Here is a 26,453-nt window from a genome sequence, read left to right as displayed (position 1 = left end):
AAATCTTTAACATAGATTAAATTAAAAAAATCGCTCCTTTCAGAACGATTTGAGAATATATTACGAAATCATTATCGGTTCATGCTCATCAGAAACTCTTCGTTAGTCAAAGTTCCTTTGATGCTTTTGTTTACAAATTCCATGGCTTCTACAGGATTCATATCCGCAAGATATTTTCTGAGGATCCACATTCTCTGCTGCGTAGTTTCATCCAGAAGAAGATCGTCCCTTCTCGTACTTGAAGATACCAAATCGATCGCAGGATAAATCCGTTTATTGGCGATTTTCCGATCGAGTTGCAGCTCCATATTTCCCGTTCCTTTGAATTCTTCGAAAATAACTTCATCCATTTTAGAACCTGTATCGATTAATGCTGTTGCAATGATGGTTAAAGATCCGCCGCCTTCGATATTTCTTGCCGCACCGAAAAATCTTTTCGGTTTATGAAGCGCATTGGCATCTACCCCACCAGAGAGAATTTTCCCTGAAGCTGGCGTTACCGTATTATAAGCTCTTGCCAAACGGGTAATTGAATCAAGCAGAATCACCACGTCATGGCCACATTCTACCATTCTCTGCGCTTTTGAAAGAACCAGATTGGCTACTTTTACGTGTTTATCGGCTGGCTCATCAAAGGTTGACGCAATTACTTCTGCATTTACGCTTCTTTCCATATCCGTCACCTCTTCCGGTCTTTCATCGATGAGCAAAATCATCATATAAGCTTCCGGATGGTTTTCGGAAATGGAGTTTGCAATGTCTTTAAGCAACATCGTTTTACCCGTTTTCGGCTGCGCAACAATCATTGCACGCTGCCCTTTTCCTATCGGAGTGAAGAGATCAACAATTCTTGTAGAAAGTGTAGCGTTTTTCCCTGTTAAATTGAATTTTTCTTCAGGGAACAAAGGTGTAAGGAATTCAAAAGCTACACGGTCTTTAATGAATTCTAAATCGCGGCCGTTCACTTCAGTAGGTTTCAGCAATGAGAAATATTTTTCGCCTTCTTTTGGCAAGCGGACAATTCCTCTTACGGTGTCTCCGGTTTTCAGTGCGTAATTTCTGATCTGGTTGGTAGATACATATACATCATCCGGGGATGAGATATAAGAAAAATCGGAAGAACGGAGGAAACCGTAATTATCCGGAAGAATTTCCAAAACGCCTTCAATGGTCACCAAACCGTCGAAATTAAATTCTTTTTTTGAATTTTCTTCCTGGTTTTCAGCATTCTGCTGGTTACGGTTTTGGTTGGGATTTTTATTTTGGTTTTTCTGATTCGGGTGCTGAGGTCTGTTCTGGTTAGGATTCTTATTTCCGTTTCCGTTATGGTTTTGATTTGGATTCGGATTTTTGGTCTCTTCAGCCTTTATTTCAAGTTTAGTTTCAGGTTCGGGTGCAGCGGCTGTCTCAGTTACGGGACTCTCTGCGGCAACTTCTTCTTTTGGCGGAGCAACGCGCTGTCTTTTTTTCTTTTGCGGACTTCTGTTTTCAGGCTCTTGTGCAGCTTCAGCTACGGGAGGTTCTGTATTTTCTCCAGGTTTTTGCTTTGCAGGTTCGGTGCTTGCTTCTGCATTTTCAAAAGGAATCTCGGCGGAAACCTCTGCGGGTTTCTCAATCTTCTTTTTGGCAGCTGGTTTTTTGGCAGCCGGTTTTTTGGGTGCAGGAGCTGGTTTTTCTTCCGTATTCATGGGAGTTTCGGTGGCATTGAAATACTCTTTTGCAATCTTCGTGTTGGAAGCCTGAAAATCCAGGATTGCAAAGATTTTATCATTATCTGTGCTGTTCTTAGCAAGTTTAATGCCCAAATCCTTGGTGATTTTAGTCAACTCCAGTTCGGATTTTGACCGTAACGTTTCAATGTTGAACATAAATTGTTATGTGAAAAAGTAAATTTATAAGTAAGTGAAAGTAAGAAAGTTAAGTCGGGCGACTTTCTTCATCAGATCAATTGTAATGCAAATCTACACTACTTTTTTTATTTATGCAAAAAATAATTGCTATTTTTGCAACTCATAGTTATTATAATGCTTCAAAGAATACAGACTATTTGGATTTTTCTGGCGATTTTAGGCGCAATTTTCCTCTTCGTTACGGCGCAGGATTTTTCCGTTTTTGGGCCGACTCCATTTATTTCTGTGGTTTGTGTTGTTTTAATCCTTTTCGGATTTTTAAGCATTTTAAGTTATAAAGACCGCAAGAGACAAATTCTGCTGAATAACATCAGCATTTTTATAAACGCTTTGTTGCTCGGTTTATTGGCGTATTGGCTACTCAGTTTATCTGGAGGAATTAATTTTCCTGAGAAAGGTATTGAGCCGCTTTTCCCGTTGATCTCGATGGTGAGTTTGTTTATCGCAAACATCTACATCAGGAAAGACGACAGGCTCGTGAAATCTGTAGACAGACTCCGCTAAACTCACAACGATTTTTTTGAGTGAAACAGTTCCCGATTTTTCAGGAGCTGTTTTTTTTATTAAATATTCAGCGGAAACAGTCACTTCGCTTTATCTGTGCAAATTTCTGTATTTTTGTGCACTAATTTCACTGAATGAAACCACTACAACGCATTCTTTCCTTCGCTAAACCTCATCAGAAATACCTTTTCGGAAGCATGTTTTTCAACATCATGTATTCTGTACTCAATATCTTTTCGGTAGCGACGATGCTCCCGATTCTGGGTTTAATGTTTGGGACGGTCGAGAAGGTTGATACTACAAAACCGCCGGTAAACTCCGGGCGAATTGTAGATTTTTTCGGCTACGCAAAAGATTGGGCGTATTACACCATCCAAAAAAGTATTGATGCCAACGGAACGGTAAAAGTCCTGGCGGTTTTATGTGCCGTAACTGCGGTTGCATTTTTACTTCGAAACATTTTCAGGTATCTTGGAGCATTTCTCCTTGTAAATTACCGTGTAGGCATCACCAAAGATTTGCGGACTGCGATGTACAATAAATTCCTGAAACTTCCGGTTTCCTTTTTCACCGAAAAGCGGAAAGGCGACATGATGAGTCGGATCTCCAACGATATTGGCGGTGTGGAAGGCGGAATTATGGGAAGCCTGGTTGATGTGATCAATGCGCCCTTTATGATTATTTCCTCGCTTATCACGCTGTTTATTCTTTCTCCAAAACTTACGCTCTTTTCTCTGCTTGTTTTCCCTTTGATGGGCGGATTGATTGCCTGGGTCGGAAAAAGTCTTAAAAAACAGGCGACTGCTGCACAGGAAGAATTGGGAAATCTTTTTTCACTTGTTGATGAAACCCTGAAATCATCAAAGGTTATTAAAATCTTTAACGCCGATAAAATCTTAAAGAACAGATTTAATTCCACCACCGATAACTGGAAAAAATATGCTATCGGGATGAGCCGCCGCCGCGAACTTGCTTCCCCGATGAGTGAATTTCTAGGGTCTGTCACTATTTTGATTATTACCTGGTTTGCGGGCGTTCAGATTTTAAATGAACAAACGATGGAACCGGAAACTTTCCTGGTATTTATCGGGATGTTTTTCCAGATTCTGGATCCTGCAAAAAAATTATCGAGTGCAATTTCAAATATACAGGGCGGAATGGCGAGTTTAGACCGGGTTTCTGAAGTTTTGGATTACGATCTGAAGGTGGAAGAAATCGAAAATCCACTTGGGATTTCAACTTTAAAAGATAAAATTGAATTTAAAAACATTGGTTTTTATTACGATAAAGACAATGTTATTCTAAAGAATTTCAATCTCATCATTCCGAAAGGTAAAACGGTGGCGCTTGTTGGTCAGTCAGGTTCAGGGAAAACGACCATTGCAAATTTACTTGCCCGTTTTTATGACGTTTCTGAAGGCGAAATTTTAGTTGACGGTGTAAACATAAAATATTTAAAACTGAATGACTTCCGGAATCTTCTGGGAATGGTAACTCAGGAATCCGTGCTTTTCAATGATTCAGTTTTCAATAATATCCTCATGGGAAAACCCAACGCGACCGAAGCAGAAGTAATGGCCGCCGCCAAAATTGCCAATGCGCATGAGTTTATTGAAGGTCTTCCGGAAAAATATTATACCAACATCGGCGACGACGGAAATAAACTTTCGGGCGGACAAAAACAAAGGGTTTCCATTGCGAGAGCTGTTCTGAAAAATCCGCCAATAATGATTCTTGATGAAGCAACTTCAGCCTTGGATACCGAATCTGAAAGATTCGTGCAGGACGCCTTGGAAAAAATGATGGAAAACCGAACTTCTCTCGTTATCGCTCACCGACTTTCAACCATTCAAAAAGCCGACTGGATTGTGGTGATGGAACGCGGAAGCATTGTAGAACAGGGAACCCACGAGGAATTGATGAACAACAATAATGTTTACAGAAGACTGGTAGAACTGCAGAATTTTGGGTAATGTGAAAATAACGGAATTAGAGTATTTAAAAAGAAAGCAATACTTTGAAAATCAATTAAAACAGAATAATAAAATAAAATTAAAACTTATTTGGGCTGTTTTTGTTACGCTTGTTGGTACATTCTTAATGCCTTTTATGAAAGCTGGGGACCGTTGGAGTAGAGAGACTTTTTCAACAACAATGGGTTATGAGAATTCGGTTTTACTATTTGGTGGATTCATGATCCCTATAATGTCGTATCTTATTTATAGCGAATATAAAAATATGATACGAAAAAAGTTTGATATTGAACGAGATTTGAGATTATTAGAAAAGGAATATCACAAACAATAAACTGTCGTTTACTTCCCAATCATTTTTTTTATCGAATTCAGCTTCATTAAAGCTTCTATCGGAGTCAATGTATTTATGTCGATTTTCGTCAGTTCTTCACGGATGTTTTCCAGAACAGGATCGTCTAACTGAAAGAAAGAAAGCTGCATGTTTTCATCGGTAATCGCTTTCACAGAATCTTTAGAACCGCTTTGGCTGCGGCTTTTTTCTAACGTTTTTAACACTTCATTGGCGCGGTTTACGACCTTTGAAGGCATTCCCGCCAGTTTCGCCACATGAATTCCGAAACTGTGCTCACTCCCTCCCGGCAACAGTTTTCGCATGAAAATAATATTGCCTTTGTTCTCCTGAATGGAAACGTGGAAATTCTTGATTCTTTCAAAATTTACCGTCATTTCGTTGAGTTCGTGGTAATGCGTTGCAAACAAAGTTTTCGCCTGAGTCGGATGTTGATGAAGATATTCCGCAATCGCCCAAGCAATAGAAACACCGTCGTAGGTTGAAGTTCCGCGCCCAATTTCATCCAGAAGAATTAAACTGCGGTCTGAAATATTATTGAGGATATTGGCGGCTTCATTCATTTCCACCATGAAAGTAGATTCTCCGGCAGAAATATTATCCGTAGCGCCAACTCTCGTAAAAATTTTATCGAGAATCCCGATTTTCGCATGTTTCGAGGGGACAAAACTTCCGATTTGTGCCATTAAACAAATAATTGCAGTTTGCCTTAGAATCGCTGATTTACCTGCCATATTCGGTCCTGTAACCATGATAATCTGCTGCGAATCTTTGTCCAAAAACAAATCATTCGGAATATATTTTTCTCCTAATGGAAGCGCATTTTCAATAATCGGATGTCGCGCTTCTTTCAATTCAATCGAGTAAGAATCATTTAAAATTGGTCTCGTATAACTTTCGGAAACTGCTAATTCAGAGAGACCAACGCCACAATCGAGCTCTGCGATAATTTTTGAATTTCCTTGAATGGCATCAATGTAAATCATCACATTTTCACAGACTTTTCGGTAAAGTTCGTGCTCAATTTTTGAGATTTTTTCTTCAGCGCCAAGGATTTGGTCTTCGTATTCCTTCAGTTCTTCGGTGATGTATCTTTCGGCATTCACCAAAGTTTGTTTTCGGATCCAATCGTTCGGAACTTTGTCTTTATGCGTATTCCGAACTTCAATAAAATATCCAAAAACACCATTGAAACTGATTTTCAAACTTGATATTCCTGTTCGTTCGATTTCTCGTTCGCACATTTCGTCGAGGAAATTTTTTCCTTTGTTTTGCAAACCTCGCAAGTGATCGAGTTCTTCGGAAATTCCGGTTTTTATCACATTTCCTTTTGCAATATTCACCGGAAGTTCCTCATTCAGGTAATTCTGCAAATACGTGATGAGTTCTTCAAGATTATTAAGCGGCTCAAGCCACGCCAAAATCTCCGCAAAAGGATGGAGCAAATTTTTTATCTGATGAATGTTCATCAAACTGTGACGCAGATAACCTAACTCTTTCGGTGAAATTTTTTCGGAAGCCAGTTTTCCCATTAGACGATCCAAATCTGAAATGGATTTCAACAATTGCTGAATTTCATATTTTAAATGATCTTCTTTATTGAAAAACTCAATTAAATTCAGTCTTCTGTTGATTTCTTCCACTGATTTTAATGGCAAAATAAGTCTTCTTCTGAGCAATCTTCCGCCCATCGGCGTTGAAGTTTTATCGATGATATCGAGCAAAGATTTCCCATGCGGATTACTTGGATAGACGATTTCGAGGTTTCTCAGCGTAAAATTATCCATCATCAGATAATCGTCCTGAGGAATGACCTGAATTTTCGTAATATGCTGCAAAAGTGCGTGATGCGTATCTTCTACCAAATAAGCAAAAATAGATCCGGCGGCGATAATTCCGAGTTTAAATTCTTCAATTCCGAAACCTTTTAATGAATTGGTTTTGAAATGACCGGTGAGTTTTTCGTAAGCATAATTGTACTGGAAAGCCCAATCTTCCAGCTTAAATGAATTTTTATTTTTGAGCTGAGAAGGAAGTTCCGTTGACCTTTGATAAATAATTTCGCTGGGATCGAAAGTGTGAACGATATGCAACAATTTCTCCAAATTCCCTTCAGAAACCAGGAATTCTCCTGTGGAAACATCTACCAAACCGATTCCGTATTTTTCTTTTTCTTTATGTACAGAAAGCAAAAAATTATTCTTTTTCGAGGTTAAAACCTGCTCATTGAAAGTAACTCCGGGAGTGACAAGCTCAGTAACGCCGCGTTTAACAATACCTTTCACGGATTTGGGATCTTCCAATTGATCGCAAATAGCAACGCGAAGTCCGGCTCTCACGAGTTTTGGCAAATAAGAATCCACGGAGTGATGCGGAAAACCAGCCAGTTCGATATGACCCTCTCCGTTGGCTCTTTTGGTGAGCACAATCCCTAAAATCTGGGAAGTTCTGATGGCATCGGTACCAAAAGTTTCGTAGAAATCCCCAACGCGAAACAGCAATAGCGCATCAGGATACTTCGCCTTGATGGTGTTGTACTGAGTCATTAACGGAGTTTCTTTCTTTGCCATAAGTTGCTTTAGGCTTTATGCATCGTGCTTTTAGCCATATTTTTAGTTAATTTTGCCAAAAATACGAAAATGTCATCCACCAAGAAACTGAAACTCGAAGAATTAGGAAGAATCGATATAGAAACCTTCAAACAAACCGAAAAAATTCCGTTGGTAGTGGTTTTGGATAATGTGAGAAGCATGCACAATGTAGGCGCAGTTTTCAGAACGGCGGATGCTTTTATCGTGGAGAAAATTATTCTATGCGGGATTACGCCGCAACCCCCGCACCGCGAAATTCATAAAGCGGCTTTAGGAGCAACGGAAAGCGTAGATTGGATTTACGAGAAAAATATTTCAGAAGCTTTGCAGAATCTGAAAAACGAAAATTATAAAATCATCGGAATTGAACAAACTTCAACTTCGGAAATAATGACGGACTACGCCATTAATAAAGAAGAAAAGTACGCTTTAGTTCTTGGTAACGAAGTGGACGGGTTAAGCGACGAAGCGCTTTCTATCTATGATGCATTCTTGGAAATTCCACAATTGGGAACCAAACATTCGCTAAATGTTTCGGTTTGTGGCGGCATTGTGATGTGGGAATTCTTTAAAAATCTAAAAATGTAGCATACGGGAATTTTCCTTTGCTACATTTTTAAAATTTATTTATCATAAATCTTTACTTCCAACCACCGCCAAGCGCCTGATACAGTTCTACTCCAGCTTTCATCTTGGCATATTCCGCATTGGAAATGTTCAGTTCGGCGTTCAGGGAATTTACCGAAGCATTTAATACTTCCAGATAATTTGCCATTCCGTAGTTCACAAGTTCCTGGGAAAATTCTACAGATTTTTGATAAGCGGTTAATTCCTTTCTTTTTAAATCGATAAAACTGTCCTGAGATTCGTAAACTTTCAAAGCATCAGAAACTTCTCTTCCGGCTGTAAGAAGGGTTTTACGGAAATTCAGATAAGCTCTTTCTTTGTTGGCTAAACTTACTTCGTAATTGGTCCGGATCTGTCTTTTATTTAAAACCGGCTGCACCAAACCTGCAACAACATTGGCAAAAAGTGAATTCACAGTGAATAAATGGTCAATATCCAGACTTTGAATTCCGCCGCTGCCATTAATTCTCAAACTTGGATAAAACTGTGCTTTGGCCGCATTGGTGAGTTCGAAAGCTGAAATTAAACCATATTCCGCTGCCATTACATCTGCCCTGTTCGAAAGCAGATTTGCAGAAAAACCTAACTGATACTGTTCCGGCATTTTTTGCTGCGCTAAAGTTGTACGCTCAATCGCATGCGCGGGTTCACCCATTAAAAGGCTTAATGCATTTTCTAAAAGCGCAGTTTGGATGTTGATGTTAATGAGCAATGATTCCGCATTGAAAACTAGGGCTTCACTTTGCTGTACAGCAACTTCAGATAACGTTCCGGCATCCTTCAACGCCTTTGTCGTTTCAAGATTTTTCTTTCTTAAGGTAATTGTTTCACCGATGATTCTTTTCTGCTCATCGAAAGTTAGAAGCTGATAATAGGCAGACGCAATTGCAGCCACCAAATCACTTTTCACGGCCTTATGTGCGGCAACTGTACCTAAATATTCTGCAAACTGCGATTTTTCCTGAGATTTCATTTTTCCCCAGATATCGGCTTCCCAGGAAATATCTGCACTCAAATCATAAATATTATTATACCTTCTTTCTCCTGCAAGCTGACCCAATTGCGTGTTTAGAGACTGTGTCTGGAACGTATAACCGGGTCCAACAGAAAGTGTAGGCTGATAAGCGGCTTTGCTTTGCTTTAAATAAGCCTCTGCGGCAGAAATATTCTGAAGAGCAATTCTGATATCCAGATTATTCTCCAAGCCTCTTGAAATATGTTTCTGAAGCACAGGATCGGTAAAAATTTCGCGCCACGAAACGGTGGCAATGCTGGCAGAATCTTTCGGAAGCAAATCTGTTCTGAAAAGATTTTCATTTACCTCATTTGGTCTTTCATACGTTTGCCGGACCGTACAGGATGAAAGTACAGCGAAGGTGATGAGCGACAGTACTAAAGTTCTTATATTGAAATGTTTTCTCATTTTAAAAAATTTTAATCAGTGGGAAAAAATTATTCTGCCAGATTAATTTCTTTCGTTTTTACAGGTGTTATCTTTTCCTGTAACCACTGGAAAATCACATACAGAACAGGAATCGCTACCAGACCGAAGAACGTTCCGATGAGAAGACCTGCTGCGGCTCCGGTTCCGATCGAACGGTTTCCTACAGAACCAATACCGGACGCGAAAACCAACGGAATCATCCCAAAAATAAAGGCGAAGGAAGTCATCAAAATGGGTCTGAGTCTCGCTTTTGCTGCATTGATGGCAGACATAGCCAGAGTTTCGCCATGATTTCTACGCTGTATAGCAAATTCAACAATCAGAATTGCATTTTTGGCTAGAAGTCCCACAAGCATAATTAAAGCGATCTGGAAATAAATATTATTTTCTAGACCGGCAACTCTCTGTCCAAAAAATGCGCCTACAACACCCAGCGGAAGCGAAATAATTACCGCCAAAGGCAACAGGAAACTTTCATACTGCGCGGCAAGAATGAAATAAACAAATACCAGGCTCAGTAAAAAGATAATTGCGGTTTGCGATCCCGAACTTAATTCTTCTTTCGAAAGACCGGTAAACTCAACTACATAATCTGCCGGGAGTTTTTCTGCGGCAACTTCCTGTACAGCACGGATGGCATCACCCGTTGAAAATCCAGGATTGTTGGAACCCGAGATAGAAATCGAAGTAAAGAGGTTATATCTTTCCACAGATTTGGGTCCGAAAGTTTTCTCCATGGTTACAAATTGCGAAATTGGCGCCATTTGACCTGAAGCTGTTTTTACAAAAATACTGCTGAGATCCGATGGTTCGTTTCGGGAATCGGGGAACGCCTGAACCATTACACGGAACTGTTTTCCGTATTTGGTGAAATCGGCCGCGTACACACCACCAACATATCCCTGCATCGTACTTAAAATATCTGAAACCGTAACTCCAGTTTCTTTGGCTCTCGGCACATCAATTACCATTTCATACTGTGGGTAATTGGTGTTGAATGAGGTTTGCGCAAACTGAATTTCAGGTCTCTCCATCAAAGCGCCGAGATATTCTTTCGCGACACCATCAAGCTGTTTTAAACTTCCGCCTGATTTATCTAATAAAACCGCAGAAAAACCATCACTGGAACCAAATCCCGGAATACTTGGTGGGGAGAAAAATACAATTTTAGCATCCGGAAATTTTCCAGCCAGCCCGAAAAGCTTTTTGGTAATCGCTTCCACGGATTGATCATCATGTTTGGCCCTTTCGTCAAATGGTTTCAGTCTAACGAACGCCTGTCCGGCATTGGAACCACTACCCGACATAAATCCCCGGCTGGCAGTAAAGGTTACGTTGGCGACACCCGGGATTTTTCTGGCTTCTGCCTGCAAATCTTTTAAAACATTATACGTTCTTTCCATAGACGCTCCCGGTGGGAGCGCCACATCGGTAAAGATAATCCCACGATCTTCTTTTGGTACAAAGCCAGAAGGCATCGTGGAATTTGACCACCAGAAAAACAATCCTCCTATAGCAAAGATTACGAGCGTTACCCATTTATGTCTCAAAAGGAAAACGAAAAGTCTTCCGTACCGGTCTGTTCCGCTTTTGAAGGCTGCATTGAATTTATAAAAAAACTTCTGCAGGAAGTTCATCGACGTATATTCTTTGTGATGTGCTGGGTTTGGTTTCAAAAACAGAGAACATAAAACTGGACTCAGTGTTAATGCATTAACCGCAGAGATTAAAATGGCCACGATCAGTGTAATCCCAAACTGCTGGTAGAAAACTCCGGTAGGGCCTGTAATAAATGTTACCGGAATAAATACCGCAGCCATTACCAAAGTAATAGAGATAATAGCACCGGTAATTTCGTCCATTGCACTAACCGTAGCTTTTTTAGCATCGGAGAAACCATGTTCCATTTTCGCGTGAACAGCTTCTACCACTACAATGGCATCATCAACTACAATTCCGATGGCCAAAACCAAAGCGAAAAGAGTTAAAAGGTTTAATGAATATCCTAAAAGATTCAAAAAGAAAAACGTGCCGACAATAGAAACCGGAACCGCAATCGCCGGAATCAAGGTGGAACGGAAATCCTGAAGGAAAAGATAAACCACTAGGAAAACCAATATAAAAGCTTCGAGTAAAGTAGTGACTACTTTGCTGATAGAAGCTTCAAGAAAGTCGTTCGTATCAAAGTTGATGGTATAGCCTACACCTTCCGGAAGTGTTTTTTCGTTCTCTTCGAGGAAGACTTTGATATCTTTAATAATTTGCTGCGCATTGGAACCCGGCGTCTGGAAAATCCCCATACTGATCGATCTTCTTCCGTTATTCTCTCCGATTCCTGAGTAAGACTGAGCATCAAGCTTAATTTCCGCGACATCTTTAAGTTTAAGGAATTGCCCGTTCCCCATAGATTTCAGGATAATGTCACCATAATCTTTTTCTTCGTTAAATTTTCCTTTGTAGGTAATTACATATTCGAAAGCGCTTCCGCTGTTCTGCCCCAACTGCCCTGCAGCAGCTTCCCGGGACTGTTCGTTGATCGCGGCGGTAACATCGCTGGGCTCTAAACCATAGGCTGCCATTTTTGCAGGATCGATCCAGACTCTCATGGAGAAGTTCTTGCCCCCAAAAGCCTGAGCTTCACCCACTCCGTTTACCCTTTTAAGTTCCGGGATTATATTGATGTTCATATAATTCTGAAGCCAGACTTCATTCAAATCTTTATTATCGGTATAAAATGAAAGGAACATCAGTGCACTTGTTCTCTGCTTCTGTACCGTAACTCCGGATCGGGTAACATCGGCAGGCAAAAGCGGAACTGCGCGCTGTACTTTATTCTGTACTTCCACCGCAGCGATATCTGGATCAACGCCCTGTTTAAAGAAAATCTGGATATTTGCAGAACCGTTGTTGCTCGCAGAAGATGAAATATAATCCATTCCTTCTACCCCATTTACCTGTTCTTCGATAGGAATTACCACGCTGTTCATCACCGTTTCGGCACTCGCACCGGTGTAGTTGGCGTTAATACTTACTGTGGGCGGCGCAATATCTGGATATTGGGTAATCGGGAGCGCCTGCAAGCCCAAAACACCAAGAATAACAATGAGGATAGAGACTACGCTCGAAAGAACCGGTCTGTTTATAAAATGTTTTACCATTAGAAAATCGGTTTTATAGCGTTAACAATCTCATCGAAATTTGCTGGTTTAGGTTTTACCGCAGTTCCGGGTTTTAATGTACCTACGCCCTGAGCCACAATTTTCTCACCTTTTTTAATGCCGTCTTTTACGACGACCAGATTATTCACACGGTCTGTAACTCCGATCATCACATTCTTAGCGGTATCCTTTTCAACTTTAAAGACGTAGACCAAACCCTGCTGTTCAAAAGTTGCACTTTCCGGTACCACAAGAGCCTTATTATATAATTTTGGGACTTTAATTGTTCCGCTGTTTCCGTTGCTCAGCAGTTTTGATGCATTGGTAAAAGACACCCGGAACTGAATAGTACCTGTGGTCGGATCAATCTGTCCGGTTGCGGCTTCAATTTTTCCTTTTTCTCCGTAAAGACTTCCATTGGCAAGTTCAAGCTCCACCATTGGCATATTTCTTAATTTTTCCGGAACCGTAGCACCATAAGCATTTTCCAGGAAATCAAGATATTCTCTTTCATTCATTGAAAAGTATGCGAAAATCTCACTCGTATCCGAAACAGTGGTTAAAGGAGTCGGGTCGTTGGGACCAACCAAACTTCCCACTCTGAACGGCAGTTTGCCCAGAACTCCTGAAATAGGCGCCCGGATTACAGAATAATCAATATTGGCCTGAACACCTTTGTAATTTGCCGAAGCCTGAGAAACACCTGCCGCCGCCTGTGCCTGGGCCGCCTGTGCCTGTGCCAGCTGCGCCTGTGCACGCGATAAATTTGCTTTTGCTGTTTCCAGCTGTACTGGGCTGATAATATTTTTCTGAACCAGAGGAATAAGTTTGTTAACCTCTACCTGCGATGCATTTACCGCGGCCTGCGCAGCACTTACATTTGCTTTTGCTGCAGCAACACCGGACTGTGCCGCCCCAATTCCTGCCCGTGCTGCATCTGCAGATTGGTTAAGCGTATTGGTTTCCAGTCTGAAAAGTGGCTGGCCTTTAGTAACATACTGGCCCTCATCTACCAAAACCTGTGTGATATAACCCTGAATTTTTGCACGAACATCATTATTAACACGCCCCTGAATGGAAGCTGGGAATGACTGATATCCCGTGACATTTCTTTCCTGCACTTCAACAACAGGAACTTCTTTAGGGCCTTCAGGCTTTTTCTCCTCTGTCTTTTTACAGGAAAATACCGATAGCAAAGACAGGGAAATAATGATTAATTTATTTTTCATACTTAAATTTTATGGAGGGTTTCTTCAATATTTTTAATATTCTTAATTAATAAGCTTCTGTAGATTTCGAATTTCTGAAATTCTTCCTGATCTTTACTCTTACGGAACTCGTTGAGCTGATCCAAGATCAATATTTCTTTTTTCATTTTACTGATGATTTCTTCGAAACGGATGTTGATGTAATTCTCGTTGATCCGGAAAAACCTTTTTCTCTCCTTTATGGTGTTGAAATCATTGATTAATTTGGCGTTTAGAAGCAAGTTAATATTCGCAGAAACCGAACTTTTACTGGCAGCGAAAACATGTACAAACTCATCAAAGCAAATCCCCTTTTTCTCGAAATCGAAAATAAGATAGGCGTATATTTTTGCAGCGAGTGGCGGGATATTCAGGGTCTCCCCATAGAATTTCACCATCTCCCGAAAAATCTCTTTATTAAGTTCCAGCGACTGTTTCATTTGTATTTTATGCCACAAATATAAAATATTAGTTCGGAACAAACCGAACCAAACTTTAGTTTTAACAAATATTTAGTACTCTTCATAGGGTTTTAAACATTGCTTTGCCTGAAAATAGCATTATGATGTACAAAAAATATTAAATTTGCTTTATGGATTTACGCGACCAACTGAAAAACCTTTTCCCGGAACATGAAGAACAGGATTTCGAAATGCCTGAAGAAGCAACTGTAAAGTCTTTACAGAAAGAGCCGCTTGTATGCAAGTTTGAAAAAAAAGGCAGAAACGGTAAGCCGGTGACCTTAATCGAAGGTTTTGAAGGAACTGAGGAAGAATTGAAAAATATTTCTAAGAAAATAAAAACCACTTTGGGAATCGGCGGTTCTGCAAAGGACGGAATCATTGTAATCCAGGGAGATAACCGCGATAAAATCATGAAAATCCTTCAGGACATGGGATACAAAACCAAGCGTGTCGGCGGATAATTCCAGACATTGTTTCATTACCCCAAAAATTCTCCGTACCTTTAAATTCCTTTTTTTTAAAAGGATTTTTTAATTTAAAACAATAATATTATGCTTAATAAATTAGCAGCTTCCGAACTGGTTCTTAATCCAGATGGAAGCGTTTATCACCTGAATCTTTTACCCGAAGACCTTGCGGAAAAAATCATTCTTGTTGGCGATCCGGACCGTGTACCGAAAGTGTCAAAATATTTTGACAAAATTGAAATTCAGAAAAATAAAAGAGAATTCTACACCCACACCGGCACTTTGCGTGGCGAGAGAATTACCGTAATGTCAACCGGAATCGGTACCGAAAACATCGATATCGTGATGAATGAGCTCGACGCACTGGTGAATATCGATCTTAAAGAAAAAGAATTCAAAAGTGAACACAAATCACTTCAGCTTTTCCGTTTAGGAACTTGCGGCAGCGTAAATCCTGATGTAGAAGTTGATAACATGCTGGTAACCCAAAATGTTGTGGGACTGGATGGGCTGCTTCATTTCTATCAGGATTATCATTTTGAGAACGAATTTTCGAAGAACTTTTTAGATAAATTCCCTTATCAAAAAATAAAACCAATGTTATATTTCTCCGATTGGGCGGAAGATATTGCTGATTATTACAAAGACGCCAAATACCATGGAAATACTGCAACATTCCCTGGATTTTATGCTCCACAGGGCAGGCAGCTCCGTTTAAAAGCGCTCGACGATAAATTTCTGGAAACTTTAAATGATCTGGGCATCACCAATTTCGAGATGGAAACCTCTGCAATTTATGGTTTGGCCAAATTATTAGGCCATAAAGCATTAACCGTGAACGCTGTAATTGCCAACAGAAGACGCGGCGAGTTTTCTGCGGACCATCACGCTTCAGAAAAAAATATGATCGAGTGGGTTTTAGAGAGAATTATAAAATAAAAAAGTTACTAAACTTTAAAATCCGGCCGGGAAACTTGCCGGATTTTTTTTATTAATTCCGGACCCAGCAATCCAGCAAATGATCATTCACCATTCCCGTTGCCTGCATGTGCGCGTAAACAACTGTGGAACCAAGAAATTTGAAACCACGTTTCTTTAAATCTTTTGCCAAAGCATCGGAAATTTCGCTTGTCGCCGGTACGTCTTTTAATGTTTTCGGATGGTTAATGATTGGTTTTCCGCCGACGAAACTCCAGATATACTCTGAGAAAGTCCCGAACTCTTTCTGAACTTCCAAAAATCTTTTCGCGTTATTCACCGTTGCCAAAATTTTCAGGCGGTTACGGATGATTCCGGGGTTCTGCATCAGTTCTTCCGTTTTTTCAGAGGAATATTCTGCGATTTTTTGATAATTAAAATCATCCAAAGCAAGTTTAAAATTTTCACGCTTTTTCAGAATCGTGTACCATGAAAGTCCGGCCTGAAAGCTTTCAAGCACGAGAAATTCGAAAATGGTCTTATCATTATAGACGGGTTTTCCCCATTCATTATCATGATAAGCTCTGTACAAATCGTCTTTTTCGCACCAACTGCAGCGGATTTTTTCCATCGTATTCTCAATATTCGGATAAAATTAAAGGAAATATTTAATAAAACTTTATTAAACTTTTAACATCCATTAATCTAAAGCGGAATAATTGTTGGTACTTAACATAATATCAAATTAAATTATTCACCAAATCATTAATTTAAAATTATTATTATGGACAGACAAGATTATAACAACGCAGAAAACGCTGTTAACAAAGCAAAGTGGACCGTAAACGATTATGCAGACAGAGCTAAGGATTATATCCGCGAACAGCGCGACAGAAATGAAACTCCAACAGCACAAGGTTGGATGGAACGAGCAAAAGATAATATTTCTGATGCTTGGGAAGATACCAAAGACGCTGTTTCCGACGCGTGGGAAAAAACCAAAGACTGGACTGAAGACGCTGTAGATAATGTAAAAGACGCAGGCGAAGATGTAAAAGCAGAATGGAACAAGAGCACCAATTAAGCAATTTCATATAGTTAGGAAGGAGAACCGTGAAAATGGTTCTCTTTTTTTATGCTTTAAACAATAAATATTCTAAATTTGTTGCAATTAAATAGAACTATTATGTCATACGGATTACTTAAAGGGAAAAAAGGAATTATTTTCGGAGCGCTGAATGACCAATCGATCGCCTGGAAGGTTGCAGAGAGATGCCACGAAGAAGGCGCAGAATTTATTCTTTCGAATGCACCAATTGCAATGAGAATGGGTGAGATTGATGAACTTGCTGCAAAAACAGGTTCCGATGTTATTCCGGCAGATGCCACTTCTGTAGAAGACCTGGAAAAACTTTTTGCCCATGCACAAGAAAAATACGGAAAAATCGATTTTATCCTCCACTCAATCGGCATGTCGGTAAACATTAGAAAAGGAAAAGCGTATACCGACCTTAATTATGATTTCCTTGAAAAAGGTTGGGATGTATCATCTGTATCTTTCCATAAAGTAATGAAAGCAGCCTGGGACAAAGATATTATGAACGAATGGGGCTCTATCCTCGCTTTAACGTATATCGCTGCACAAAGAACTTTCCCTAATTATGGCGATATGGCCGACAACAAGTCTTATCTTGAAAGTATTGCAAGAAGTTTCGGCTACTATTGGGGCGAAAGAAAAGTTCGTGTAAATACCATTTCGCAATCTCCTGTAATGACCAAAGCTGGTGCCGGTGTGAAGGGAATCAGCGGATTCTTCAACTTTGCCGACAGCATGTCTCCGCTGGGGAATGCAGATGCAATGGATTGTGCGAATTACTGCGTAAGTCTTTTCTCAGACCTTACCAGAAAAGTAACAATGCAGAATCTCTTCCACGACGGAGGTTTCAGTAATACCGGAGTTTCCCAGAAAATCGTAGATAAATTTGAAGATTTCGAAGGATAATCTCAAGTCAACATAAAAAAGAAATCCGCCCTTTCAAAGAGCGGATTTTTTTATCTGGCTATTTTCGGAATTACCGGCAAACTTTCGTTTCCATCCGCTGACACACTTTGTAGTGCGAACAGGAAATTATCTTTAGAATAAGGAATTGTTATTGAAGTTTCTGAAGTGAAAATTCTTTCCGTCCATACAGATTGGTCGGTTTCCCGAATCAAAATATGATAACCTTTAATTTTTCCCGAAAGTGGTTTATCCCAAGTAAGTTTTGTGGAATTTGAAAGTTCTTTCACGTCCATTTTTACATTTTCAGGTTTTGATGCAGACTTTGCAAGATTGGATAAAACTGCAATATTCACAGCCGTGTTCATTTTCAGATAATCAAAATCCATGAACTCGATAAGGTCACCATACTTTTTATTATTTTCAGTTCTGATGTTCTGATGTTGATGATCGTAATTCTCGTAATAATCTGTTAACCGCACCGCTGTAAAACCATGGTTCACGAAAGGCGTATGATCTCCGTCACGTAAAAATCTGTCGTTACGGTAAATGAGTTTAACATCTATGTTTTTCACGTATTTTTCACCGGTTTCTTTCACATAACGTGCAAGTTGACGGGCAGCTCCGTCGTTTTCCAGACCTAAATTCCTGATCGCTGCTGCTGTTTTTTCGGTTTCAAAAGCTGACAATCCTTCACTGAACACCCGTAGTTTTGGTTTCCCGACATTTTTACCCGCATCAAAACTGTTATTACCGATCATATCATTGTTTAAAACTGCTTCCAAATCCCAGTTCTCTGCTTTTGCTTTATCAGCCAACATTCGGGCACCAAGCAATCCCTGCTCTTCACCACTTACCGCGACAAAAAGAATTGAAACCGGGAATTTTGATTTGCTTAAAACTCTCGCACTTTCAATAACAGCAGCAACTCCGCTTCCATCGTCATTTGCTCCGGGCGCAGAACTTTCTGCATCCATCACATCCGAAACTCTGGAATCAAGATGTCCGGAGATGATGATCACCCGTTTATCATTGGGATCCGTACCTTTCAAAAACGCAATGGCATTGCCAAGATTTGTGTCTTTATTAATTCTTTTACCATCCGGTTTTAAATCCTGATTCTGGAGGTAAACTTCCATTCGTCCATTGGCATTCCGGGCATAATTCCGGAATTTTGAAAGCACCCAGTTTCTAGCAGCTCCAATTCCCCGCTTTGCATCAGTAGTTGAGCTCATCGTATGTCGCGTCCCGAAACTAACAAGCTTTTCGACATGAGCCTTCAGCGAATCTCTGTTAACCTGACTCACATATTTTGAAATTTCGGGATCATTTTTCGTTTTTTGAGCACTTAATGCGATGGACAATAATACGATCGGCAGAATCAGTATTTTTTTCATTTCAGTTTTTTTATTTCGTTTATAAACCCGGCAACAGTTTCATCAGTTGTTGCCCAGGAAGTAATTAACCGGATGGCAGATTTTTCATTGTTGATCTTTTTCCAAATATAAAAATCGAAATTTTCTGAAAGCAGTTCAATCTGTTTCGCATTTAACACAGGAAAAATTTGATTGGTAAACGTTTCAGAAAGGAAATCGCACCCAATTTCTGAAAAAGCAGCCTTAATCTTCATCGCCTGTCGGTTAGCATGATCAGCCAACTCAAAATACAGGTTATCTCTCATCAACTCCTGAAACTGAATCCCCAGAAGCCTTCCTTTTGCCAGCAATGCACCTTTCTGCTTAAGATGAAATCCAAATTCATCCTGCAGTGCTGGATTATTTATTATAATTGCTTCCCCAATCAAAGCTCCGTTTTTGGTGCCACCCAAATAAAAAGCATCCGTAAATTTGGCAACTTCTGCAAATGTTAAATCGTTAGTTACCGCGGTAAGCGCATGACCGAGGCGCGCGCCGTCCATAAATAGAATCAGGTTTTTGCTCTTGCAGAATTCGTACAGCTCCTGGAGCTCTTGCTTTGAATAAATGGTTCCGGTTTCTGTTGAATTCGAGATATAAACGAGTCTCTGTTTTAACTGATGCGGAATATTCTGATGTTCATTCATCACATTTTGTACGTCTGCGGGGCGCAATTTTCCGTCGATGGTTTGCACACTATGAATTTTGTGACCGGTTGCTTCAATTGCACCCGATTCATTGGTAAAAATATGACCTGTATGGGCAGCAACCACACTTTCATGCGGCCTCAGAAAAGCAGAAATCACCGTGAGGTTGGCCTGTGTTCCGCCCGACACCAAATGTACAGCTGCATTGGGCGCATCAAATTTTTCCATAATGAATTTTGCCGCCTGAAGCGAATATTCGTCAAGCCCATAGCCACTTTGCTGGGTAAGATTATGCTTAGTAAGCGCATCCAGAATTCTGGGGTGAGCACCTTCGGAGTAATCGTTTTTAAAGGAATATTTCATTTTGTTTTCTTGAAGCCTAAGATGATCTAGGGTATGCTTTATGGTTGTTAAATGTAGAAAAAATGGGTGATTTCACCAACAAAAAAAGGGTAAATACACCCTTTATCACCTGTAAAAGTATTTTGATCTTTGTACATACAAATGATGAAAAAAAAACTAATAACCATTATTTTATTAATTTTTAAGAAAAATTCAATTTTAGTTTTTTGTTAAAGCTGTAATTTTTTTTAAATGTTAATCGCGAAACGCACATAATTTTTGTGCGTTTTTTATTGTTTGTTTTTATTTGTTAGATTTGCGATACATTTAATCTAACTTATGATTTCACTTAGTGAAGAAAATTATCTGAAAGCCATTTTTCATTTAGCTGATAAAGAAAACACCGTAACCATTAACGAAATCAGCAAATTTCTTGACGTAAAAATGCCAAGTGTTAACAACATGATGAAGAAATTCGCTGAGAAAAACTGGGTGCGTTACGAGAGTTATAAGCCACTGAAAATAACAGATTCGGGCAAAAAACAGGCTGCTTTGGTGGTGAGGAAGCATCGCCTGACCGAAATGTTTCTCGTGGAAAAGATGAATTTCGGCTGGGAAAATGTACATGAAATCGCAGAACAGCTTGAGCACATTCACTCCGAGACTTTTTTTGATAAAATGGATGAAATCCTGAATTTTCCAAAGTACGATCCTCATGGCGAACCGATTCCTGATAAAGATGGAAACATTATTGCCCAGGATTTAAAGAAACTGAGCGAATGCGAAAAGCACCAAAAGGTAGTTTTCACCTCAGTAACCATCAGCGACGATGATTTTCTTACCTATCTAAACATCAAAAATCTCGAACTCGGAAAAGAAATCGAGATTCTTGATATCGAAATATTTGATAAATCGATGACGGTAAAGATTGATCAAACCCCTACGGTTCTCAGTAAAATTGTTTGTGATAAAATTCTTGTGAAGTGCGCTGTCTAAAAACTGGTTTTGGCATATTGCTTCAATTCCCGTAACTTTGTAAGATTCTCAAAATAATCAATAAAAATTAAAAATATGTCAAAAGCTATTTCGCAAGTTCCTTTTGCAGTAAACGAACCGGTAAGAAGTTATGAACCGGGTTCTGCAGAAGTAAAATCTCTGATTTCCACTTACAAACAAATGTGGAAAGAGCAGGTAGAAATTCCCATGATCATCGATGGAAAAGAAGTAAAATCTGAAGATAAAATTGCCATCAGTTCACCTCAGGATCACCAGCACAATCTTGGTTTTTATTACAGGGGAACTATGCAGCATGTTGAAGATGCAATAAATACTGCTTTGGCAGCGAAAGAAAAATGGAACAATCTCGGTTGGGAACAGCGTGCAGCAATTTTCCTTAAAGCTGCAGATTTGGTTGCCGGCCCTTACCGTGACCGTTTAAACGCGGCAACAATGATTGGACAAAGTAAAAACGTTCACCAGGCAGAAATTGATGCGGCATGTGAATTCATCGATTTCCTTCGTTATAACGTAGAGTTTATGACTGAGATCTATAGCGAACAGCCCGTTTCGGATACAGGCGTTTGGAACAGATCGGAATACCGCCCGCTGGAAGGTTTCTGCTTTGCGGTAACTCCTTTCAACTTTACAGCGATTGCAGGTAACCTGCCAACATGTATGGCAATGATGGGAAATGTTGTGGTTTGGAAACCTTCAGACAAACAGGTTCTTTCAGCTAAAATTATTATGGATATCCTTACCGAAGCGGGCTTGCCTGCAGGTGTAATCAATATGATTTTTACCGATGGTAAAGAAACTGCAGATAAAGTGTTGTCACATCCCGATTTTGCAGGTTTGCATTTTACTGGCTCTACAACCGTTTTCCAGGATATGTGGAAGAAAATCGGAAACAATATCCACCAATATAAAACTTACCCAAGAATTGTTGGCGAAACTGGCGGAAAAGATTTCGTTATGGTACATCCATCTGCGAATGTTGAAGCGGTTGCTACAGGATTGGTTCGCGGTGCTTTCGAATATCAGGGACAAAAGTGTTCTGCAGCATCCAGAGCTTACGTTCCAAAATCACTTTGGAATGACGTGAAAGCTGTAATGGAATCTCAGCTTAAAACAATAAAAATGGGAAGCCCGGAAGATCCTTCCAACTTCATCAACGCCGTAATCGACAAAAATTCCTTCGAAAAGTGTAAAGGATATATCGAGCGTGCTGAAAAATCCGAAGAAGCAAACATTATTTTCGGTGGTAAATGTGATGATTCGAAAGGCTGGTTTGTAGAACCTACAGTAATTGAAACAACAAACCCGAAATACGAATCGGTTTGTGAAGAAATTTTCGGCCCAATCTTATCGGTGTATGTTTATGAAGACCAGGATTGGAAGGAAACACTGAAATTAGTTGATGAAACTTCACCTTATTCTTTAACCGGATCTATTTTCTCTCAGGACCGTTACGCCATTGATGAAGCTTACAAAGCTTTGGAAAATGCAGCCGGAAACTTCTATATCAACGATAAACCAACCGGTGCAGTTGTGGGTCAGCAACCGTTTGGCGGAGCGAGAGCATCCGGAACCAATGACAAAGCAGGTTCTAAAATGAACTTGCTGAGATGGGTTTCTGTACGAAGCATTAAGGAAACATTTGTGTCGCCTAAAGATTACAAATATCCATATCTGGGATAAATATTTTTTCCTTTAAGTATAAAACTCTGTCAGTTGACAGAGTTTTTTTTTAATCTTTTTAATGCTATTCAGGAAGTTATTTCAATGCGTAAAGCAATTGAAGACCACCAATCACTTATTTTAACAAACTTTATACTTTAAGTTGGTTTAGTGGCACAGTTTTTACAATGATATCGATACATTACTTAATTTCACAAATAACTTAAAATTTAATATTATGAGCACTAAAAGAAATGGTTTATTAGCCTTACTTGGACTTGGAGCAGTAGCATTTTGGAAATATAAAAACTCTACTCCAGAAGAAAAACAAGCGGTAAAGGATAAATTTAACACCGCCAAAGATAATTTCAATAAATTAGGAAGCGACTTAAAGTCAAAAGCCAATGACGTTGCTTCTCAGGTACAGAATAAAGTTGATCAAACCAAAACATCGGTGGCTGATTCTGCCAATCAAAACTAAAAACTTAGTTTTCATTAACATAAATCCGCGGTGTAAATTTACACCGCGGATTTTTTATTTTAAATTTTCCTGAATTTACTTTAACAGCGCATTAAATGTATCACCCTGGCGAATATCTCCCGTGTTATAACCTTTCATAAACCACTCTTTACGTTGCGCTGAGCTGCCGTGTGTAAAGCTTTCCTGATTTACATAGCCCTGTGAACGTTTCTGGATATTATCATCGCCAACCGCTTCAGCTGCTGAAATAGCAGATTCAATATCACCTGGTTCCAAAAACTTTTCTCTGTTATCTGTTTGTCTTGCCCAAAGACCCGCATAAAAATCCGCCTGAAGTTCTGTAGCAACAGAAACCCTATTCATGTCTGCTTCAGAATATCTTCCGCTTCTTCTCAATTGGTCAGTTTTCTGTAAAGTTCCCAAGAGATTCTGGATATGATGCCCCATTTCGTGAGCCATTACATATGCAATTGAAAACTCTGAAACCTGTGCGCCAAATCTTTGCTGAAGTTCTTTAAAAAAACTCATGTCCATATAAATGGTTTGGTCTGCCGGACAATAAAAGGGTCCCATCGCAGCCTGTGCTGTTCCGCATCCCGACTGTGTTACCGCTTCGAACATTACCACTTTTGCGGGCTCATACTGCATTCCGTTTTCCTGAAAAACCTTTGTCCAGGTTTGTTCATTTTCTGCAGTAATCATCTGTACAAACTCGCGTACTTTTAATTCATCCGGCGTTAAATCACGCTGTTCGGTCCGCTGTGTTTCGCTTCCCATACCACTTGACAGAATAGCAGAAGGATCACCTCCTAGAAAGAATATAATTGCAGCGATAATAAGAGTACCGAGACCGCCGCCCACCATCATTCCACCGCCACCAGCGCCACGTCGATCATCTACATTTCCGCTTCTGTCGTTTGTCCATTTCATAGTTGATAATTTTTAAATTAATCTTGAGATTAAAAGTACGTTTTTTTTATTTATTTAGCTGATTTTTCTGCAACCAGAAACTTGTAGACTGGTACGCGGAGACATAGTCGTCAATCAAGTTTTGTACCGAATTTTTTAAAGGCACTTCATCGTAATATAGCTTGAAATTTGCCGGTAATTCAGATTTTTGAGGCCTTAAGGAATACTGACGTACTTTTTTTCTAGGTGAAATTACCGTCAGATAATTATCCTTAATTAAACCCAAATCCTGATAGGTTGCGATGTAGGCTTTCGGCTGAAAGCTTTCCTTGAAAATATCCTGCCCCAAATATTTAGAGGTATAATTGAAGTTTAAAAGTCCAAATATTGTTGATGATTTTTGGCGCTGAAATAATTATTTAATTTCCGAAACCTATATTGCCTTTCTTTTCTGAAAGTTTCTTCTTAAACTCAATCATCTGCAATGCGGTTACTGCAGCTTCAACCCCTTTATTCCCCAGGTTTCCGCCACTTCTTGCAATCGACTGTTCTTTATTATCATCCGTCAGCAAACAGAAGATCGTTGGAACGTCTGTTAAGATATTGCAGTCCTTGATTCCCTGTGCCACAGCGGAACAGACATAATCAAAATGCGGAGTTTCGCCACGGATTACACATCCTATCGCAATTACAGCATCAAATTTCCTTTCCTTACAAAGCTGCATGGAAGCAAAATTGAGTTCGAATGCGCCGGGAACGTTGAAAACTTTAATATTCTCATCTTTTACGCCTTCGGTTTTCAGTACTTCCAAAGCGCCGTCGCGAAGGTTGTGGGTTACAAAATCATTCCATTCAGAAACAACAATGCCAATTCTAAAAGAACCGGCATCATCAATTTTCAATGGTTTGTAATCTGAAAGATTTACAGTTGCCATTTTATATTTTTTAGTAGTATTTTACCATTTCGATGTAAGAATCTGACATTCCGTTGTCGTAATCCTGATATTTCTCGTCGATTGCAGAGAAATATTTTTTTGCTTCCGCATTTTTCTTCAAAGCTAAGGAGACCAAACCTGCTTTTCTTGTAAAGTAATAGGAGGTGTAAGGATCATCTGATGCCGAAGATGCTTTATCCAGAAGCGAAAGAGCGTCCTCGTTTTTATTGAGGTTGATTTGGCAGTCTGCCATCGCTCCATATTTCAGGGCCATTAAAATTTTATTTTTAGAAGAAAACTTTTCCAACAGATCGTAAGCTTCCTGATATTTCCCTTCTTTGAATTTCAGAAGGCCTGCATTATAAGCAGAAAGTTTACCAACCTTGGTTCCTGAATATTCGTTATAAGTTCCCAAATAACCGGGATTTGCAGCGGTTTTTCCTCCTAAAGCCAAATCCTCTTTACCATCTGCTAAATTTTTCTGGGCAGCAAGATAGCTCATCGTTGCCTCTTCATTTCTTGGGCCTACATAAAACTGCTCATATGCGAAATATCCCAGAACCAACGCTACCAAAGCCACAAAAACAGTAACTAGAGTTTTAGCATGCTTCTCCAAAAATCTTTCGGTATCCAGTGCACCTCTGTCTAAATCCTTGAAAACTTCTACGGTTTCCTTCCCTTCCATCTCTCTTTTGTCGGTGTGCGTTTTATGTTTTGCCATAATAAATTAAAAAATTGAAGTGCAAATTTAACTGTTTTTGAACGATTTACAAAATAAAGCCTGAAAAAACATTTCGGCTTTAAAATTACAGCCAAACAGCTAAGTTTTTGTTGTTAAAATAGGGGATTTAAAAGGTTTAATAATCCAGAATTGTATAAATATCTGCGTCGAACTGCCTCAATCTGTCTTCCCCATGCAGGTTTTTCAAGCCAATTAAAAAACTGAACTGCGAAACCGTTGCACCCTGCTTTTCTACTAGTCTTGCAGCGGCTTCAGTTGTGCCGCCGGTAGCGAGCAGATCGTCGTGAATAAGAATTCGTTGTCCCGGTTTAATTTGCCCGGTGCGCATTTCAATTTCTGCTGAACCATATTCTAAATCGTATTTCACGCCAACAAAAGGCGGTGGAAGTTTGCCTGCTTTACGAATAAGTACAAAAGGAACTTCTAGGGCAACTGCAACAGCGATACCGAAGAGATACCCGCGACTTTCGATCCCACAAACTGCATCTACTTTATCGCGACTGAAATTCGCGAGATCAGCAATTACATCTTCGTAGAGTTTTGGATTAAGAAAAATCGGTGTAATATCTTTGAACTGAATTCCAGGTTTTGGAAAATTAGGAATATTTTCAATGGTCTTCTCTAAATCGATAATAAGCTTAGAATTTTTCAT

25 protein-coding genes are annotated in these 26,453 nt (G+C 39.7%); 11 read left to right on the top strand and 14 right to left on the bottom strand.

The window, feature by feature from the left end:
* Positions 1–71 precede the first annotated feature (71 nt).
* Positions 72–1,868 (bottom strand): transcription termination factor Rho, encoded by a 1,797-nt coding sequence (gene rho / locus CDW55_RS04705; RefSeq protein ID WP_088468539.1) that lies wholly within the window; start codon positions 1,866–1,868, stop codon positions 72–74.
* Positions 1,869–2,024: 156 nt separating this feature from the next.
* Between rho and CDW55_RS04700 the strand changes: the two genes are divergently transcribed.
* The 3 genes from CDW55_RS04700 (at position 2,025) to CDW55_RS04690 (ending at position 4,721) form a co-directional block, all read left to right on the top strand.
* Complete coding sequence (locus tag CDW55_RS04700; RefSeq protein ID WP_088468538.1) at positions 2,025–2,414, top strand: DUF4293 family protein; 390 nt, start codon at positions 2,025–2,027, stop codon at positions 2,412–2,414.
* A gap of 134 nt (positions 2,415–2,548) precedes the next feature.
* Entirely contained in the window at positions 2,549–4,387 is a 1,839-nt protein-coding gene (locus tag CDW55_RS04695; protein ID WP_088468537.1) for an ABC transporter ATP-binding protein, read from the top strand.
* A gap of 1 nt (position 4,388) precedes the next feature.
* Positions 4,389–4,721 (top strand): hypothetical protein, encoded by a 333-nt coding sequence (locus tag CDW55_RS04690; protein ID WP_143332916.1) that lies wholly within the window; start codon positions 4,389–4,391, stop codon positions 4,719–4,721.
* 8 nt (positions 4,722–4,729) lie between these two features.
* On the opposite strand, the gene mutS is transcribed toward CDW55_RS04690, so the two are convergent.
* Complete coding sequence (gene mutS / locus CDW55_RS04685; RefSeq protein ID WP_088468535.1) at positions 4,730–7,309, bottom strand: DNA mismatch repair protein MutS; 2,580 nt, start codon at positions 7,307–7,309, stop codon at positions 4,730–4,732.
* 69 nt (positions 7,310–7,378) lie between these two features.
* On the opposite strand from mutS, the gene CDW55_RS04680 reads away from it, so the two are divergent.
* On the top strand, positions 7,379–7,918 hold the full coding sequence (locus CDW55_RS04680) for an RNA methyltransferase (RefSeq protein ID WP_088468534.1): 540 nt from the start codon (positions 7,379–7,381) through the stop codon (positions 7,916–7,918).
* 52 nt (positions 7,919–7,970) lie between these two features.
* Here the strand turns inward: CDW55_RS04680 and CDW55_RS04675 are convergent, their stop codons facing one another.
* From CDW55_RS04675 to CDW55_RS04660, 4 genes are read right to left on the bottom strand one after another with little or no spacing between them, the layout of a single operon-like run.
* The gene (locus CDW55_RS04675) at positions 7,971–9,380 is read right to left on the bottom strand and encodes an efflux transporter outer membrane subunit (RefSeq protein WP_088468533.1); all 1,410 of its coding nucleotides are present in this window, start codon (positions 9,378–9,380) and stop codon (positions 7,971–7,973) included.
* Positions 9,381–9,409: 29 nt separating this feature from the next.
* Entirely contained in the window at positions 9,410–12,559 is a 3,150-nt protein-coding gene (locus CDW55_RS04670; RefSeq protein WP_088468532.1) for an efflux RND transporter permease subunit, read from the bottom strand.
* Positions 12,559–13,788, bottom strand: a complete 1,230-nt coding sequence (locus CDW55_RS04665; RefSeq protein ID WP_088468531.1) for an efflux RND transporter periplasmic adaptor subunit — start codon at positions 13,786–13,788, stop codon at positions 12,559–12,561. Before CDW55_RS04665 ends, CDW55_RS04670 begins: the two co-directional genes overlap by 1 nt.
* Before the next feature lie 2 nt (positions 13,789–13,790).
* The gene (locus CDW55_RS04660) at positions 13,791–14,246 is read right to left on the bottom strand and encodes a GbsR/MarR family transcriptional regulator (protein WP_088468530.1); all 456 of its coding nucleotides are present in this window, start codon (positions 14,244–14,246) and stop codon (positions 13,791–13,793) included.
* A gap of 152 nt (positions 14,247–14,398) precedes the next feature.
* Between CDW55_RS04660 and CDW55_RS04655 the strand changes: the two genes are divergently transcribed.
* Positions 14,399–14,731, top strand: coding sequence for a translation initiation factor (locus CDW55_RS04655; RefSeq protein ID WP_088468529.1), 333 nt, complete (start codon positions 14,399–14,401; stop codon positions 14,729–14,731).
* A 90-nt stretch (positions 14,732–14,821) separates the two neighbouring features.
* On the top strand, positions 14,822–15,676 hold the full coding sequence (locus CDW55_RS04650; protein ID WP_088468528.1) for a nucleoside phosphorylase: 855 nt from the start codon (positions 14,822–14,824) through the stop codon (positions 15,674–15,676).
* A 52-nt stretch (positions 15,677–15,728) separates the two neighbouring features.
* On the opposite strand, the gene CDW55_RS04645 is transcribed toward CDW55_RS04650, so the two are convergent.
* A complete protein-coding gene (locus tag CDW55_RS04645) occupies positions 15,729–16,286 on the bottom strand; it encodes a DNA-3-methyladenine glycosylase I (protein ID WP_088468527.1) in 558 nt (185 codons plus the stop codon).
* 153 nt (positions 16,287–16,439) lie between these two features.
* Here CDW55_RS04645 and CDW55_RS04640 point away from each other — a divergent pair, with 153 nt between their 5' ends.
* Entirely contained in the window at positions 16,440–16,739 is a 300-nt protein-coding gene (locus CDW55_RS04640) for a YtxH domain-containing protein (RefSeq protein ID WP_088468526.1), read from the top strand.
* Between the two features lie 102 nt (positions 16,740–16,841).
* Positions 16,842–17,657, top strand: coding sequence for an enoyl-ACP reductase (locus CDW55_RS04635; RefSeq protein WP_088468525.1), 816 nt, complete (start codon positions 16,842–16,844; stop codon positions 17,655–17,657).
* A gap of 50 nt (positions 17,658–17,707) precedes the next feature.
* Here the strand turns inward: CDW55_RS04635 and CDW55_RS04630 are convergent, their stop codons facing one another.
* Together CDW55_RS04630 and CDW55_RS04625 are read right to left on the bottom strand one after the other, a co-directional pair.
* A complete protein-coding gene (locus CDW55_RS04630) occupies positions 17,708–19,051 on the bottom strand; it encodes a M28 family metallopeptidase (protein ID WP_088468524.1) in 1,344 nt (447 codons plus the stop codon).
* Positions 19,048–20,121 (bottom strand): threonine aldolase family protein, encoded by a 1,074-nt coding sequence (locus CDW55_RS04625; RefSeq protein WP_410492769.1) that lies wholly within the window; start codon positions 20,119–20,121, stop codon positions 19,048–19,050. The genes CDW55_RS04630 and CDW55_RS04625 overlap by 4 nt, the downstream gene beginning before the upstream one ends.
* Positions 20,122–20,397: 276 nt before the next feature.
* Here CDW55_RS04625 and CDW55_RS04620 point away from each other — a divergent pair, with 276 nt between their 5' ends.
* From CDW55_RS04620 to CDW55_RS04610, 3 genes are all read left to right on the top strand, one after another.
* Positions 20,398–21,054: a metal-dependent transcriptional regulator gene (locus CDW55_RS04620; protein ID WP_088468522.1), complete on the top strand. Its 657-nt coding sequence runs from the start codon at positions 20,398–20,400 to the stop codon at positions 21,052–21,054.
* Positions 21,055–21,129: 75 nt separating this feature from the next.
* Positions 21,130–22,755, top strand: a complete 1,626-nt coding sequence (gene pruA / locus CDW55_RS04615; protein ID WP_088468521.1) for an L-glutamate gamma-semialdehyde dehydrogenase — start codon at positions 21,130–21,132, stop codon at positions 22,753–22,755.
* A gap of 217 nt (positions 22,756–22,972) precedes the next feature.
* Positions 22,973–23,215, top strand: a complete 243-nt coding sequence (locus CDW55_RS04610) for a YtxH domain-containing protein (protein ID WP_088468520.1) — start codon at positions 22,973–22,975, stop codon at positions 23,213–23,215.
* A 75-nt stretch (positions 23,216–23,290) separates the two neighbouring features.
* Here the strand turns inward: CDW55_RS04610 and CDW55_RS04605 are convergent, their stop codons facing one another.
* From CDW55_RS04605 to CDW55_RS04585, 5 genes are all read right to left on the bottom strand, one after another.
* Positions 23,291–24,145, bottom strand: coding sequence for a neutral zinc metallopeptidase (locus tag CDW55_RS04605; RefSeq protein ID WP_088468519.1), 855 nt, complete (start codon positions 24,143–24,145; stop codon positions 23,291–23,293).
* Between the two features lie 46 nt (positions 24,146–24,191).
* Positions 24,192–24,473: a hypothetical protein gene (locus CDW55_RS04600; protein ID WP_088468518.1), complete on the bottom strand. Its 282-nt coding sequence runs from the start codon at positions 24,471–24,473 to the stop codon at positions 24,192–24,194.
* A 70-nt stretch (positions 24,474–24,543) separates the two neighbouring features.
* On the bottom strand, positions 24,544–25,059 hold the full coding sequence (ribH, locus tag CDW55_RS04595; protein WP_088468517.1) for a 6,7-dimethyl-8-ribityllumazine synthase: 516 nt from the start codon (positions 25,057–25,059) through the stop codon (positions 24,544–24,546).
* Between the two features lie 10 nt (positions 25,060–25,069).
* The gene (locus CDW55_RS04590; RefSeq protein ID WP_088468516.1) at positions 25,070–25,780 is read right to left on the bottom strand and encodes a tetratricopeptide repeat protein; all 711 of its coding nucleotides are present in this window, start codon (positions 25,778–25,780) and stop codon (positions 25,070–25,072) included.
* A 136-nt stretch (positions 25,781–25,916) separates the two neighbouring features.
* Positions 25,917–26,453 (bottom strand): adenine phosphoribosyltransferase, encoded by a 537-nt coding sequence (locus CDW55_RS04585; protein ID WP_088468515.1) that lies wholly within the window; start codon positions 26,451–26,453, stop codon positions 25,917–25,919.

The sequence above is a fragment of the Chryseobacterium sp. VAUSW3 genome, from assembly GCF_002205795.1.
Taxonomy (GTDB): domain Bacteria; phylum Bacteroidota; class Bacteroidia; order Flavobacteriales; family Weeksellaceae; genus Kaistella; species Kaistella yananensis.
This window is presented reverse-complemented; position numbering and strand designations above follow the sequence as displayed.

Coding starts and splice junctions, on each gene's coding strand:
- CDW55_RS04700 (WP_088468538.1), top strand. CDS start 2,025: ATGCTTCAAAGAATACAGACTATTTGGATTTTTCTGGCGATTTTAGGC.
- CDW55_RS04695 (WP_088468537.1), top strand. CDS start 2,549: ATGAAACCACTACAACGCATTCTTTCCTTCGCTAAACCTCATCAGAAA.
- CDW55_RS04675 (WP_088468533.1), bottom strand. CDS start 9,380: ATGAGAAAACATTTCAATATAAGAACTTTAGTACTGTCGCTCATCACC.
- CDW55_RS04665 (WP_088468531.1), bottom strand. CDS start 13,788: ATGAAAAATAAATTAATCATTATTTCCCTGTCTTTGCTATCGGTATTT.
- CDW55_RS04660 (WP_088468530.1), bottom strand. CDS start 14,246: ATGAAACAGTCGCTGGAACTTAATAAAGAGATTTTTCGGGAGATGGTG.
- CDW55_RS04605 (WP_088468519.1), bottom strand. CDS start 24,145: ATGAAATGGACAAACGACAGAAGCGGAAATGTAGATGATCGACGTGGC.
- ribH (WP_088468517.1), bottom strand. CDS start 25,059: ATGGCAACTGTAAATCTTTCAGATTACAAACCATTGAAAATTGATGAT.
- CDW55_RS04645 (WP_088468527.1), bottom strand. CDS start 16,286: ATGGAAAAAATCCGCTGCAGTTGGTGCGAAAAAGACGATTTGTACAGA.
- CDW55_RS04655 (WP_088468529.1), top strand. CDS start 14,399: ATGGATTTACGCGACCAACTGAAAAACCTTTTCCCGGAACATGAAGAA.
- CDW55_RS04610 (WP_088468520.1), top strand. CDS start 22,973: ATGAGCACTAAAAGAAATGGTTTATTAGCCTTACTTGGACTTGGAGCA.
- CDW55_RS04620 (WP_088468522.1), top strand. CDS start 20,398: ATGATTTCACTTAGTGAAGAAAATTATCTGAAAGCCATTTTTCATTTA.
- CDW55_RS04680 (WP_088468534.1), top strand. CDS start 7,379: ATGTCATCCACCAAGAAACTGAAACTCGAAGAATTAGGAAGAATCGAT.
- CDW55_RS04640 (WP_088468526.1), top strand. CDS start 16,440: ATGGACAGACAAGATTATAACAACGCAGAAAACGCTGTTAACAAAGCA.
- CDW55_RS04585 (WP_088468515.1), bottom strand. CDS start 26,453: ATGAAAAATTCTAAGCTTATTATCGATTTAGAGAAGACCATTGAAAAT.
- mutS (WP_088468535.1), bottom strand. CDS start 7,309: ATGGCAAAGAAAGAAACTCCGTTAATGACTCAGTACAACACCATCAAG.
- pruA (WP_088468521.1), top strand. CDS start 21,130: ATGTCAAAAGCTATTTCGCAAGTTCCTTTTGCAGTAAACGAACCGGTA.
- CDW55_RS04650 (WP_088468528.1), top strand. CDS start 14,822: ATGCTTAATAAATTAGCAGCTTCCGAACTGGTTCTTAATCCAGATGGA.
- CDW55_RS04670 (WP_088468532.1), bottom strand. CDS start 12,559: ATGGTAAAACATTTTATAAACAGACCGGTTCTTTCGAGCGTAGTCTCT.
- CDW55_RS04635 (WP_088468525.1), top strand. CDS start 16,842: ATGTCATACGGATTACTTAAAGGGAAAAAAGGAATTATTTTCGGAGCG.
- CDW55_RS04630 (WP_088468524.1), bottom strand. CDS start 19,051: ATGAAAAAAATACTGATTCTGCCGATCGTATTATTGTCCATCGCATTA.
- CDW55_RS04590 (WP_088468516.1), bottom strand. CDS start 25,780: ATGGCAAAACATAAAACGCACACCGACAAAAGAGAGATGGAAGGGAAG.
- rho (WP_088468539.1), bottom strand. CDS start 1,868: ATGTTCAACATTGAAACGTTACGGTCAAAATCCGAACTGGAGTTGACT.